This is a genomic window from Agromyces excoecariae (genome assembly GCF_051715505.1).
Classification (GTDB): domain Bacteria; phylum Actinomycetota; class Actinomycetes; order Actinomycetales; family Microbacteriaceae; genus Agromyces.
This window is the reverse complement of sequence record NZ_JBPSLA010000001.1, coordinates 121,578-134,391: the sequence shown is the minus strand read 5'-3', so window position 1 is coordinate 134,391 and position 12,814 is coordinate 121,578. Positions and strand designations below refer to the sequence as shown.

Below are 12,814 nucleotides of genomic sequence, written 5' to 3'. Positions count from 1 at the left end.
GGGCTCGGCGAGGTCATCACCCACCCTGACGTTCCCGGAGTTCTCGACGGATTCCGCGATCGCCTCTGCAGCGTCCGGAGCCGGTGATCGCTCGGCTTCCGGTGCCGAGCGAGGTTCGGATCCGTTCGCATCCACGACGGATGTCCTGGCTTCGCTCTCGGTCGCGGTTCGCGGCTGATGCAGGCTCGAGACCGTCTCCGCGGTCGCGTCGCCCACGATCTCGCGGATGATGTCCTCGAGCAGCTTGTCCGGGTCGCTGTGGGGGAGCGGATGGCTCGATGGGCTGGCCTGTGGTGCCGACTCGTCGGACAGTGCGGCGGCGGTCGCCGCATCCCAGTCGTATCGTGCGGTCGCGGGTCGCCCGCTCGGTTCGCCCCCTGCCGCGCTCCGGCCCGAGGATTGCCCGCCCGGATCCGGTGCGATCTCCGCGACTTGCGGGGCGGGGTCCGGGCGAGACGACTCCTGCCCGGTCGTCGAAGCGTCGACCGTCGACGTCGGCCCGGAATCGTCGGCGGCCTGCGGCGCCGATGCCGGCGGGGCCCAGCGCTGGTCGGACTCGGCAACGGATGCTTCGCGAGATGCTCGCCTCGGATCTCCCTGAGCCGGCGGTGATGGCGCTCGGTTCGCGGGTGCCGCGTTGTTCGGGGGAGTCGGCGCGGTCGGCGCGGTCGGTCGCAGGAGCGAATCGAAGTCGGGTTGTCCATCCAGCGACGTCTGGTTCCGCGCTGCCTCGGCACGGCGCTGTGCCTCATGGGCTTCGATACGAGTGGGTTCGGTCACCCGCTTCTCGGGCGTTGGCTGCATCGGGTCGGACTGCGGCTTCCTCCGCTGAAACCAGCCCCGGCCACCGTTCGCCATGCCCCACTCCTGACCAGTCGCGAGATCGCCTTCTGTGCATCGTCCTGCGATCGCTTCGAACCCCCAGCCTAATCGTCGGGACCGACGCCGAAGCAGCGTCCCGCCGAGGATCGACGAACTCGACGGTACCGAGTCAGGCATTCAGGAAGATGCCCCGTTTCACGTGAAACACCTCTATCGGTCGGGTGACCTGCACGAGCTTCTGATCGATCGAGTGATCGTGTCCACGGGCGTCGCTCGCGGTGGCAACTTGCTCGATCCGACCGGGCGCGTGCAGTCGGCCGCGCTCCTCACGGGCCATGGCTTCGGCGGGTTCATCTTCTCGAGCAGTGCGACCACGGGCAGTGTCCCAGTGTTCGGGCGAGCTGCCTTTCCGAGGTCCACGCGCAATCTGACGGTCGGTCGAGCACGGACACCGCGGCCCCGGTACACCCGAGAGCTGCGTCTCGTGTCGGCCGTCGTGGCACCGTCGGGGATGTGGTCGTGGCCAAGTCTTCGTTCTGGTCGCTGCGGGTGGTCCACAGCGGCACTCGAGGCGCGCCAAGACCGCGCGCTCCGATACCGGCGACGATCCGCGCTCCGACGGAATCGCGGTGCGACCAGTTGCGAGCGCGACGGGGTATCCGATCCGACCGACCGTGCATCGATGCACATCGGCGCGCCCCGAGAACTCGTGCCGGCTGCAGGCTCGGAACTCGTGCCGACTGCAGGCTCGCTGGTCGCAGCGCTCGCGATCATGCGGCGCGACGACGAGAGGACGTCGTCGACCGCGCTCACCGAGCGTCCAGGCCGCAAGGACACGAGGTCCGACGTCATCGCGTTCCAACGCTCTCCCAGCCGCGGGCGGGCCATCCACTCGAGCGCGCTTCGCTCTCCGTCGCCCTGTCGACCTGGCTCCCGGACAGGTGGGGAGTCGTGCACGGAGCGAGGCCCGGCCGACGGCGGCTCGGGCGCGCGGTCCGCGAGCGAACGGCGACCGCGCTCCACGGTCGTGCGATCGCCACCGTGATCCATCCGGACACTGCGGCGATGGGCCAGTGAAGCTCCTCGGCATTCGTTCCCCACCCCTGGCCGTGATTCGACCAGGTTCGGAACGTCTTCGGCGGTGTCGACAGGCGAGGGAGACGTCGGATCGAAGCGACGAATGTCTCAGCCGACGGGTTCGGCAGAAGTGAATCGGGCGACGGGCCGGCGATTACGCCGGCGGCACGTCCGCGCAGTCGCTGGGTGCACCGACCCGTCCGCAAGAGACGCCACCCGATCATTCACCTGCGTCGCTCCGACCGCCTCGTCCGCTTCGTCCACTTCGCCCGAGGTCGCCGTGTGATGTTTCACGTGAAACGCCCAGTCGATCCGCACATGCGAGTCGCGGCGCTGGTGGCTGACACGTGGGCGCACCAGTCATCGGACGAATATCGGTCCGACCGAGCAATCCGGTGTTCGCCATCCGGGCCCCACCGCACCGTTGGTGCCGGGGCCCTCCCCGCAGCACCGCAGAAGAGGTCCCGGCCTCGTGTGGCGATCAGCGCGCTCGTTGGCGATCGTCGATCTGCCCGGGCCGATCAACGGCGACCTGCGCGCCGTTCCCGCTCGGTCCGACCTGACCGAGGCACGCGCCTCGCCGAGCATGTTTCACGTGGAACGGCCTCTCGGAATGCATCGGTGAGGCGACGCAGCGGCTCGGAGTTCCACGCACGGCGGCGAGGCCTCGTTCAGCTCACGGGAACGCCGCGAACAGGTCCCCAGCCGGGCGGTGCAGCACGAGAGCCCGGGGCGTGGAGCCTCGGCGTGGAGGAGGACTCCAGGCAAGCCCAGGCACGGCCTGGGCACAACACGTCGATCAGTCGACTCCAGCCGACCCGGAGGGGGGTTCGGGGGAGTCCGACGTTGAAGATTGGGCAGGTCTGCCGGCACGCGGTCGATGTCGCGGCCGGAATCCGTGTCGCGATCGGGAACACCCCATCGTCGGGTCCATGGGGTCGGTGCTCACGTGCAAGAGGAGCCTCGGTCGCCCCCCTGCGGCGGAGGAGAACTCGAAGGACCGCCGTCAACCGAATCGTCGATGTCTCGCCCCGATGTTCCACGTGAAACATCGAGAACGTCCGGGCTACCGGGCGGCGGCCGGACCGTAGTCGGCGATGATCGACCCGTTCGTCGGATCGAGCGTCAGCAGACCGCCGTGCGGCAGGATCCACTGCGGGCGTGTGTGTCCGAACGGCGGGCCCACGCAGACCACGGCCTGCGGGTTGTACCGAGCCATTTCGGTGACGATGGCGTCCCGCTGCGCCGCTCGACGAGCAATCCGCTCAGCTGGTGGGGACATCTCCTCGTGGGAACTCGTCGGGGCACGTGCCGCGATCACCGCGGCGAGCGGCTCGAGGAGGCCACGTTCGCCGATCGCACGCAGGAGCCGCGAGACCCAGTCGGCCGGGGGCAGCAACTCGCTCGTCTCGATCATGAGCACGGCGCCCTCCAGCGCCTGCGGCGAGAACCGAAACCGGTCGGCCACCAAGATCTGCTCGATGACCTCGAGGCATCCGCCCCATGTCGGGCCGGTCACCCGCCTCGAACCGCCGGCCCACACCCACGGTTCGGTGGGCTCGCGCCGACCCCACTCGGTCAACGAACGCACGTCGTCCCAGGGCAGCCCGAAGTCCTCCGACTCGCCCGGATCGACGACCTCGAGCACACCGCCGTCGAGCAGGGCCGCGCGCAACGACCGCGCATGCACCTCGTCCACACGTGGACCCGCCCCGAGGTGTACCTGGGTGCTGCCCCCGTAGAAGCTGGCGATTCCGTTCGCCCAGAGCCAGTTGTGGAGGTTCGTGTTGTCGCTGTAGCCGACGAAGGGCTTCGGATCGGACCTGATCTCCGCGGCGTCGAGGTGGGGGATCACGAGGATCTGATCGTCGCCGCCGATCGTGGCCAGCACGCCTCGGATGGACCGGTCGGCGAATGCCGACATGAGGTCGGCAGCGCGGTCTGCCGCGGATGCATCCGCGCGCCGGGTGGTCGGGTACTCGACCGGGACGAGGCCTGTGAGTTCCGTGAGGCGCCGCATCGCCTGTTCGTGGATCGCGGGGAAGTGAGCCGGTGCTGCCCACGCCGGCGAGAGCACCGCGACTCGATCGCCCGGTCGTGCCTTGGGGGGCTGGGTCACTCGGTGCGGCGCCATCCGCAGATCATCTCGCACCACCGCGAGGTGCGCCACGCCGTCGGGCGGCACCTACATCGGTCCGCGACGTCGCGGGTCTCCGGAACGCGGGGGGGGGTGCGTGCCTACGCCGAAGGAACCCGAGCCCGGAACACGCGGGTGACGTCGTCGACCACGCCCTCCCCGAGCACGATGACCTCGACGTCGGTCAGCCGGAACCTGCGGATCGCCTTCTCAGCGGCGCCGATCTCGCCCTCCACGCCGCTGCCCTTCATGAGCACGAGCTCGCCGCCGGGGCGGAGCAGGGGGGCGGTGATCGGGATCAGCGTGCGCAAGGCGCTGACCGCGCGCGCCGTCACCTGGTCGAGCTGGCCCTTCAGCTTGACCTCTTCCGCTCGGGCACGCACGACGTCGACGTTTCCGAGCTCGAGTTCGGCGACCTGTCGTCGAAGCCATGCGACACGACGTTCCATCGGCTCGATCAGCGTCAGGTGGACGTCCGGGCGTGCGATCGCGAGCACCAGGCCCGGGAGGCCGGCTCCGGATCCGACGTCGCCGACGCGCCCTGCACGGAGCAGGGGAGCGACGAGTCCGGAGTTCACGACGTGCCGGGACCACAGCCTCGGGAGCTCGAGGGGTCCGATCAACCCGAGTTCCTCGCCGTGCGTGGCGAGGTTCTCGGTGTACGCGCGCGCGACCTCCAGGCGTTCGCCGAACACGACCGCAGCGGATGCGGGCTCCGGCTCGAGACCGGCCGGGCGGTCGACAGGGTCAGTCATGTTTCACGTGAAACGGCGGCGGGCGCTCAGCCGGCGCGGGTGATCACCGTATGACGGTCCGCGCCCTCACCGCGCGACTCGGAATGCAGGCCGCGCTCGGCGACCAGGTCGTGCACGAGCTTCCGCTCGTACGACGACATCGGCGGCAATGCGGCCTCTGCCGCGCCCGACTCGATGCGCTCGGCGGCTCGCGTGACGAGTCGACCGAGTTCCTCGCGACGCGCATCGCGGGACCCGCCCACGTCGAGGATGAGGCGCGAGAACGCCCCGGTCTTCGTCTGCACTGCGAGGCGCGTGAGTTCCTGCAGCGCCGTAACGGTGTCGGGCCGGGAGAGCACGGCGAGGTTCGCGGCATCGGCCGCGTGGACCGAGACGTATGCGCGGCCGTTGCGAGCATCGATGTCGATGTCGCCGTCGAGGTCGCAGATGTCGAGGAGCTCCTCGATGTAGTCGGCCGCGATGTCGCCCTCCTCCTCGAGCTGCGCGAGGGATCGGGTCGCGGCGTCGTGCTGGACGTCCGTCATCGGGGTCACTTCCTGTTCTGCTTCTTCGCGCGGTTCTTGCTGACCGGCTGCTGGCGCTGGGTCGTCACGGGCTTCGGCGGCTGCCCGTCCTCGGCGTCGTCCTTCGACTCGACGACCAGCTTCCCCTTGCGGGCGAGGCGCGCCTCGCGGGCCTTCGCCGCTTCGCTGCCGGGGGTGGGCATGTTGCGGATGACGATGAACTGCTGCCCCATGGTCCAGAAGTTCGAGACGAGCCAGTAGAACATCACGCCGAGGGGGAACGCGACACCGGAGAACGCGAAGACCAGCGGGAGCAGGTAGAGGAGGATCCGCTGCTGGCGGAACATCGGGCTCGCCTTGGTCTCGGGCGACATGTTCTTCGAGACGATCTGGAGTTGGGTGATGAACTGCGATGCGGTCATCAGGATGATCATCGTGATGGCCACGAACATCGTCGAAGCGCTGAACGGGTCGCCGGCGATCATCGCATTCCACTCGCCGATGAAGGTCGAGTTCAGCGGGGCTCCGAGGAACGTGGCGTTCGAGAACGACTCGGCGAGTGCCGGGGTGAGGACGCCCACACCGCCGCGTTCCGCGTTGCGGGACGCATCGTTCAGTACCGAGAAGAGCCCGAAGAAGATCGGCATCTGGAGCAGGAGCGGCAGGCACGACGAGAGCGGGTTGGTGCCGGTCCGCTTGTAGAGCTCCATGGTCTCGCGCGACATCGCCTCGCGCGAGAACTGGTCCTTCTTGCCCTTGTACTTGTCCTGGATCTTCTTCAGCTGCGGAGCGACCTCGAGCATCCGCCGCTGGCTCTTGATCTGGCGGACGAAGATCGGGATCAGCGCGGCACGGACGACCACGACGAGGCCGACGATGGAGAGGACCCACGTCACGCCGGCGTCGAAGGGCAGACCGAGGAACGTCCAGAGCGAGTGGAACGCGACGAGGATCAGCTCGATGACCCATTTGATGGGCCACAGGAGAATGCTGAAGATGTCCATTGGGGCGGGTCAGTCCTTCCGGGACGTGATTGCAGAGAAATCGGGTTCCGCGAGGCGGAGTGGCACGGATGCCGCGGAGTCGACGGGCCGGGAGTGGTCGTGCGTGTGCGCCTCGGTCTCGTGATGCGACACGTGGGTGTGCCCGCCATCGGCGTCGGCCGCGATCGGGACGCCGACCCGTCGACGACCACTGCGTGCCTGAGCCCGGTCGCGGGATTCCTCTGCTCCGGCCCAGCCGGCGGGGATCACGAGGCCGAATCGGGTCACCCGGAACCGGCGGACACGAGGCAGGGGCACGTCGTCTATGCCACCGGCCGACCATGGGTTGCACCGGACGATGCGCCACGCTGTGAGCACTGATCCGACCACGAGACCGCGGTGTTGCACCGCGCCGAGTCCGTAGGCCGAGCATGAGGGGTAGTACCGGCAGACGTCGCCGTAGAGCGGGGAGATCACGGCCCGGTAGGCGCGAATGAGCAGCACTCCCGCGTTGCGGGGCAGGAGCCAGACGAACCAGGCGAGGTTCTCCACGTCAGCGCTCTTCCAGTGGACCGGCGGTGACCGAGGCGCCGGAGCCTGGGCTCGACGATTCAGCGGCTGAGGCATCGGCCGGACGACGCCGGCCGGTTCGAGCGACCAGGGCCTCGCCGAGCTCGTCGCGGAGTTCCGCGAACCCGGCGAGCGAGGCCGAGGGCAGCGCACGGACGACGACGTCGACGGCGGACGCGCCGCCGTCGACGAATTCGCGACCGGCCGCCTTCAACCGTCGGCGGACGAGGTTGCGGCGTACGGCCGTGCCGACCTTCTTGGACACGATGAAGCCGAAGCGCGCGTCGGTACCCGCCTCCCGCGAGCGGATGTAGCTCACGGTGTGGGCACCGGCGACCTTCGCACCACGGCGCACGATGAACCGGTAGTCATCGGCGCTCGTGATGCGGTTGGCTTTGGCGAGCACCGAGGAACTTACGCGGAGAGCTCGGTGCGGCCCTTGGAGCGGCGGGCCGAGAGGATGGCGCGGCCGGCACGCGTGCGCATGCGGGCGCGGAAGCCGTGCTTCTTGGCGCGACGGCGGTTGTTGGGCTGGAACGTACGCTTGCTCATCTTCTTCTCCGGCTGGGAAATTCCGCGCACGGACGCGTCACAGGTGCGCCGGCGGGGAGAACTCGGTGCCCGAAAGGGCTGCGGTCAACTGATTAAAACTACGGCCTGCGGATGCCACGGTCAAACCGAGCGGACCACGGAAGGGACATTCTCCACCGATCCACAGGTTCCCGGGCGGAACGACACGCCGACGGCGTGCCGGATCCTCGGATGGGCATTTGTCCGAGCAGGTCCGATTCGCTAGCGTGTGACACCAGTTATCCCCAGCCTGTGCGGCGGAATCCCGCGGTTCTCGCAAGTCTGCCCACAGGCGGTGGAGAACGTTGTGAACAGACGCCTTCGGGCCGCTCCACCGAATCGCTCGGGGGAGCGACGAGCGGCCGGCGAACGGTGCGAGAGATTGCGGGGAGCGATGACGGAACAGCCCATCAGCGAGACGTGGGCGACGGTCCTCGAGCGACTCTCCGACGACGAGGCGATCACGCCGATGCTCCAGGGCTTCCTCAGCCTGGTCGAGCCCAAGGGGATCGCGGCGGGCACCTTCTACCTGGAGGTGCCGAACGACTTCACGGCCAGCATGCTGAACCAGCGCATGCGGGTGTCGCTGCTCTCCGCGATGAGCGCGATCGAGGCACCGTCGCCGGTGACCTCCTTCTACGTGGTCGTGAACCCCGAACTCGAGCAGCTGCGCCCGGCCGAACCCGACGCGGGCGGGCCCATGGGCGCCGCGGCATCCGTCGGCACGACCGCACCCGGAATGGGCGGCGTCGGCATGGCCGCCGGGCCGATGGGCCTCGACGGCGACGACGTTCCGGCCGGTCCGCAGCCGATCTTCGACAGCGGCAGCGGCAGCGTCGACCGGCCGCGAGACGCGCGACTCAATCCGAAGTACTCGTTCGACAGCTTCGTCATCGGCCAGTCCAACCGCTTCGCGCACGCCGCGGCGGTCGCCGTGGCCGAGGCGCCGGCGAAGGCGTACAACCCCCTCTTCATCTACGGCGACTCCGGGCTCGGCAAGACCCACCTCCTGCACGCCATCGGCCACTACGCGATGAGCCTGTATCCCGGCATCCGCGTCCGGTACGTGAGCTCCGAGGAGTTCACGAACGACTTCATCAACTCGATCGCGAACAACCGCGGCTCGCTGTTCCAGCAGCGCTACCGCAATATCGACATCCTGCTGATCGACGACATCCAGTTCCTGCAGGGCAAGGCGGAGACGCAGGAGGCGTTCTTCCACACCTTCAACACGCTCCACGACCACAACAAGCAGGTCGTGATCACGAGCGACGTGCCGCCGAAGCACCTGACCGGGTTCGAGGACCGGATGCGCAGCCGGTTCGAATGGGGCCTGATCACCGACGTGCAGGCGCCCGACCTCGAGACGCGCATCGCGATCCTCCGCAAGAAGGCGCAGAACGAGCACCTCCAGGTGCCCGACGACATCCTCGAGTACATGGCGTCGAAGGTCTCGAGCAACATCCGCGAGCTCGAGGGCACGCTGATCCGCGTCACCGCCTTCGCCAGCCTGAACCGCACGCCGGTCGACATGCCGCTCGTGCAGACGGTCCTGAAGGACCTCATCACGGATGACACCGACAACGTCGTGGCGCCGGTCGACATCATCACGGCGACGGCCGACTACTTCAAGCTGACCGTCGACGACCTGTACGGGTCGAGCCGGTCGCAGGCGGTCGCGACGGCGCGCCAGATCGCGATGTACCTCTGCCGCGAGCTGACGAGCCTCTCGCTGCCGAAGATCGGGCAGCTCTTCGGCAACCGCGACCACACGACCGTGATGTACGCGAACAAGAAGATCTCGGAGCTCATGAAGGAGCGCCGCTCGATCTACAACCAGGTCACCGAGCTGACGGCGCGGATCAAGCAGACCGCACGCTATCGCTGAGCCCGGCAGGTGACGGATCCCGCGCGGCCCATCAGCGCGCGTCGTGGCGGCCGGCCGACCGTTCCTGAGAGCCCGCCGACACGATTCCGCACAGGTGTGGAAAATCTGTGGATTGTTAACGAGCAACCGCGCCACGACTGTTGAGACGGCCGATCGGCCTGTGTACAACTCCGAACGGCGCTCGATGGCGACGGATGCCGCCCCCACGGGTTTCCACACACCGTGCACAGCCTCGACGGCCTCCGATCGGCGCCATCTCGCGGATCTCCGCACGCCATCCACAGTTTCCACACCGGTTAACACCGTTAAGAGATAGATGGATTAACCCACGGCGTTCGGCAACCTGGATTCGGTCGGGCCGGGCGGGCGGCGACGGCGCATCGGAGCACGCGAAAACACCGCGTCGGAAACGGGCGTCCGGATAGCATGGGAGCCACCCAGCACCTCCACGACGGGAGAACCGTGAAGTTCCAGGTCAATCGCGACGTCTTCAGTGAGGCCGTGTCCTTCGCCGTCAAGCTGCTGCCGCAGCGCACCACCCTCCCGATCCTCTCCGGGGTGCTGATCCAGGCCGAGGGCGACGGCCTCGTGCTCTCCTCCTTCGACTACGAGGTGTCCTCGCGCACCGAGATCCAGGCCGACGTGGAGGAACCGGGCACGGTGCTCGTGTCGGGTCGACTCCTCGCCGAGATCGCCGGCCGGTTGCCGAACGCGCCCGTGCGCGTCTCGACCGAGGAGTCGCGCATCTCGGTGACCTGCGGCTCGGCCAGCTTCACGCTGCTCTCGATGCCGGTCGAGGAGTACCCGTCGATCCCCGAGATCGGGGAGCAGACCGGGGTCGTCCCCGCCGAGGAGTTCGCGTCGGCCGTCGCGCAGGTCGCGGTCGCGGCGTCCCGCGACGACGTGACCCCGGTCATCACCGGCGTGCAGCTGGAGGTCCGCGAGACCAACCTGAGCCTCGTCGCCACCGATCGCTATCGCGTCGCGATCCGCGAGATCGACTGGGACGGCGGCGGCGTCGCGGGCGAGGGCGATGCGGCGAGCACCGCGCTCGTGCCGGCGCGCACACTGCAGGAGGTCGGCAAGACCTTCGGTCACTCGGGCACGATCTCGGTGGCGATCACGAGTCGTGACGACCGGGAGCTCATCGCCTTCTCGGCAGACCGCAAGACCGTGACGAGCCTGCTGATCAAGGGCAACTTCCCGCCCGTCCGCCGGCTCTTCCCCGAGACCGTCGACAACTACGCCGTCATGAACACCGCCGAGCTCATCGAGGCGACCCGGCGCGTGGCGCTCGTGCTCGAGCGCGAGGCCGCGCTGCGGTACTCCTTCACGGCCGACGGGCTCACGCTGGAGGCCATCGGCAGCGAGCAGGCCCAGGCCTCGGAGTCGATCGACGCGATCCTCACGGGCGACGAGACCGTCGTCTCCCTGAAGCCGCAGTTCCTGCTCGACGGCCTGCAGGCGGTGCCGAGCGAGTTCGTGCGCATCTCGTTCACCAAGACCGAGAACCCGAACAAGCCGGGTCCCGTGCTCATCACGAGCCAGACCTCGCGCGAGCAGGCGGGGGCCGACACCTACCGCTACCTCCTGCAGCCGAACCTGCTCCTCCGGTAGGCCGTCGCACCGCGCCGCGATGTCGGCGCGGGCGGGTACCGTGGTGGTTCGCGAGAAGGGAGCCGCACCGTGCACGTCGCGAGGCTCTCGCTCACCGATTTCCGGAACTACCGGTCCGCCGAGTTGTCGTTCGAGCCCGGTGCGACGGTCATCGTCGGCCGGAACGGGCAGGGCAAGACGAACCTCGTCGAGGCGATCGGCTACCTCGCCACGCTCTCATCGCACCGGGTCTCGAGCGATCAGGCCCTGATCCGCGCCGGTGCCGATGCCGCGATCGTCCGGACCCTGCTCTCATCGGGCGGTCGCGAGGTGCTCCTCGAGCTCCAACTGAACCGGCAGGGTGCGAATCGAGCCCAGGTGAACCGTGCCGCGGCGAAGCCCCGCGATCTGCCCCGTTACGCGCACACGGTCCTCTTCGCGCCCGAAGACCTGGCCATCGTGCGCGGCGAGCCCTCGGTGCGGCGCCGCCTGCTCGACGGGCTGCTCGTGCAGCGGATCCCGAGGCTCGCGGGCGTGATGGCCGACTACGACCGGGTGCTCAAGCAACGCAACTCGCTGCTGAAGAGCGCCCGGGCGCGCGGGCTCGCCGTATCGCAGTTGACCACGCTCGACATCTGGGACGAACGACTCGTCGAACTCGGCGCCGAAATCGTCGACCGTCGGGAGGAACTCGTGGCCGAGCTCCGCGAACCGCTCGCGGCCGCGTACCGCTCGATCGTCGATGACGACCATCGGCCGGAGCTCCGGTCCGTCCTCTCGATCGACGGTGCCGATCCCGATGACGAGTCGACGGATGCCGCATCCGCTCCCGGCAGCGGCGAGTCGGGCGTGGCGACGGCCGGCCGCGTACCGACGGCCGAGCGGTTCGCGACGGCGCTCGCTTCGCTCCGTCGCAAGGAGCTCGAGCGGGGCGTCACCCTCGCCGGGCCGCACCGCGACGACGTGCTGCTGTTGCTGAACGGCCTGCCGGCGAAGGGATACGCGAGCCATGGCGAGTCCTGGTCGTTCGCGCTGGCGCTGCGACTGGCCTCGGCCGAGCTCCTCCGCCGAGACTCGACGACGGGCGATCCGGTCCTGCTCCTCGACGACGTGTTCGCCGAACTCGACCGCCTGCGTCGCGAGCGGCTGTCGGCCGCCGTCGGCGGGTACGAGCAGGTCCTCATCACCGCCGCCGTCCTCGAGGACGTCCCCGAACCGCTCTCGCACCGCGTGATCCGCATCGCGGCGGGCGAGGTGGTCGACGCGCCTGGATCGACGGGCGATCCCCGGGGCGCCGGGCGATCGGGCGCATCCGTCGAACCCGTGCCGTCGGAGGCATCCGGTGTCTGAGGCCGCCCGCACCTACCAGCACTTCCGCGAGATCTTCGGCGGAGAGCCGCGGATCCGCCCCGGGCGGGCTCGCACGCGCGTCCGCGACGTCGAGGGCAGCGAGCCGTTCACGCCCGGCCGCGACCCCAAGCCCCTCGGCGCCGCGATCGACGCGCTTACCGCCCAGCTCGGCTGGACGGGCGCGCTGTCGCAACAGGAACTGCTCTCCGCCTGGCCCGAGATCGCCGGCGAGGACATCGCCCGCCACTCCGAGCCCATCGCGATCGAGGGCGGCGTGCTCCAGGTCCGATGCGAATCGACGGCGTGGGCGACGCAGCTGCGCATGATGCGCGAGGAGCTGATCCGCGCCATCCTCGAACGGCACCCGAGGGCGGGGGTCGACACCATCCGTTTCCAAGGCCCGGATGCCCCCACCTGGAAAAAGGGTCCCAGATCGGTTCCAGGGCGCGGTCCGCGCGACACCTACGGCTGAGACGGCAAAATCGGTCACTTCGCCTCTCTCGAGGCCTCAGATCGGCGCGGAGCGGCTCGGGCGACGACCGGACCTTGATAGGATCGAGAGT

Annotated in this window: 10 protein-coding genes and 1 pseudogene; 4 read left to right on the top strand and 7 right to left on the bottom strand. The window is 68.9% G+C overall.

Annotated features, from left to right (window positions below; translation table 11 throughout):
- Window positions 1-2,965: 2,965 nt before the first annotated feature.
- The 7 genes and pseudogenes from ACSJD1_RS00610 to rpmH all read right to left on the bottom strand — a co-directional run bounded on the left by ACSJD1_RS00610 (window position 2,966) and on the right by rpmH (window position 7,399).
- Window positions 2,966-4,033, bottom strand: coding sequence for an LD-carboxypeptidase (locus tag ACSJD1_RS00610; RefSeq protein ID WP_438853384.1), 1,068 nt, complete (start codon window positions 4,031-4,033; stop codon window positions 2,966-2,968).
- A gap of 104 nt (window positions 4,034-4,137) precedes the next feature.
- A complete protein-coding gene (gene rsmG / locus ACSJD1_RS00605; protein ID WP_438853383.1) occupies window positions 4,138-4,791 on the bottom strand; it encodes a 16S rRNA (guanine(527)-N(7))-methyltransferase RsmG in 654 nt (217 codons plus the stop codon).
- 26 nt (window positions 4,792-4,817) lie between these two features.
- Window positions 4,818-5,315 carry a Jag family protein gene (locus ACSJD1_RS00600; protein ID WP_438853382.1) on the bottom strand — a complete coding sequence of 166 codons (498 nt, stop codon included), beginning with the start codon at window positions 5,313-5,315 and terminating at the stop codon, window positions 4,818-4,820.
- 5 nt (window positions 5,316-5,320) lie between these two features.
- Window positions 5,321-6,298, bottom strand: coding sequence for a membrane protein insertase YidC (gene yidC, locus ACSJD1_RS00595; RefSeq protein ID WP_438853381.1), 978 nt, complete (start codon window positions 6,296-6,298; stop codon window positions 5,321-5,323).
- A gap of 243 nt (window positions 6,299-6,541) precedes the next feature.
- Window positions 6,542-6,904, bottom strand: a pseudogene (gene yidD, locus ACSJD1_RS00590) (membrane protein insertion efficiency factor YidD); the annotation flags it as partial.
- On the bottom strand, window positions 6,831-7,253 hold the full coding sequence (rnpA, locus tag ACSJD1_RS00585; protein ID WP_438853380.1) for a ribonuclease P protein component: 423 nt from the start codon (window positions 7,251-7,253) through the stop codon (window positions 6,831-6,833). The gene rnpA and the pseudogene yidD, both read right to left, overlap by 74 nt.
- Window positions 7,254-7,261: 8 nt before the next feature.
- On the bottom strand, window positions 7,262-7,399 hold the full coding sequence (gene rpmH, locus ACSJD1_RS00580) for a 50S ribosomal protein L34 (protein ID WP_064002918.1): 138 nt from the start codon (window positions 7,397-7,399) through the stop codon (window positions 7,262-7,264).
- A gap of 412 nt (window positions 7,400-7,811) precedes the next feature.
- Between rpmH and dnaA the strand changes: the two genes are divergently transcribed.
- From dnaA to ACSJD1_RS00560, 4 genes are all read left to right on the top strand, one after another.
- On the top strand, window positions 7,812-9,305 hold the full coding sequence (gene dnaA, locus ACSJD1_RS00575) for a chromosomal replication initiator protein DnaA (RefSeq protein WP_438853379.1): 1,494 nt from the start codon (window positions 7,812-7,814) through the stop codon (window positions 9,303-9,305).
- A gap of 462 nt (window positions 9,306-9,767) precedes the next feature.
- Window positions 9,768-10,922 (top strand): DNA polymerase III subunit beta, encoded by a 1,155-nt coding sequence (gene dnaN, locus ACSJD1_RS00570; RefSeq protein ID WP_438854096.1) that lies wholly within the window; start codon window positions 9,768-9,770, stop codon window positions 10,920-10,922.
- A 69-nt stretch (window positions 10,923-10,991) separates the two neighbouring features.
- On the top strand, window positions 10,992-12,251 hold the full coding sequence (recF, locus tag ACSJD1_RS00565; RefSeq protein ID WP_438853378.1) for a DNA replication/repair protein RecF: 1,260 nt from the start codon (window positions 10,992-10,994) through the stop codon (window positions 12,249-12,251).
- The gene (locus tag ACSJD1_RS00560; RefSeq protein WP_438853377.1) at window positions 12,244-12,723 is read left to right on the top strand and encodes a DciA family protein; all 480 of its coding nucleotides are present in this window, start codon (window positions 12,244-12,246) and stop codon (window positions 12,721-12,723) included. The genes recF and ACSJD1_RS00560 overlap by 8 nt, the downstream gene beginning before the upstream one ends.
- Window positions 12,724-12,814 lie beyond the last annotated feature (91 nt).

Bases quoted from the DNA above. Each gene is read 5' to 3' on its own strand.
- rpmH (WP_064002918.1), bottom strand. From the start codon at position 7,399: ATGAGCAAGCGTACGTTCCAGCCCAACAACCGCCGTCGCGCCAAGAAG.
- yidC (WP_438853381.1), bottom strand. From the start codon at position 6,298: ATGGACATCTTCAGCATTCTCCTGTGGCCCATCAAATGGGTCATCGAG.
- rsmG (WP_438853383.1), bottom strand. From the start codon at position 4,791: ATGACTGACCCTGTCGACCGCCCGGCCGGTCTCGAGCCGGAGCCCGCA.
- ACSJD1_RS00610 (WP_438853384.1), bottom strand. From the start codon at position 4,033: ATGGCGCCGCACCGAGTGACCCAGCCCCCCAAGGCACGACCGGGCGAT.
- dnaA (WP_438853379.1), top strand. From the start codon at position 7,812: ATGACGGAACAGCCCATCAGCGAGACGTGGGCGACGGTCCTCGAGCGA.
- ACSJD1_RS00600 (WP_438853382.1), bottom strand. From the start codon at position 5,315: ATGACGGACGTCCAGCACGACGCCGCGACCCGATCCCTCGCGCAGCTC.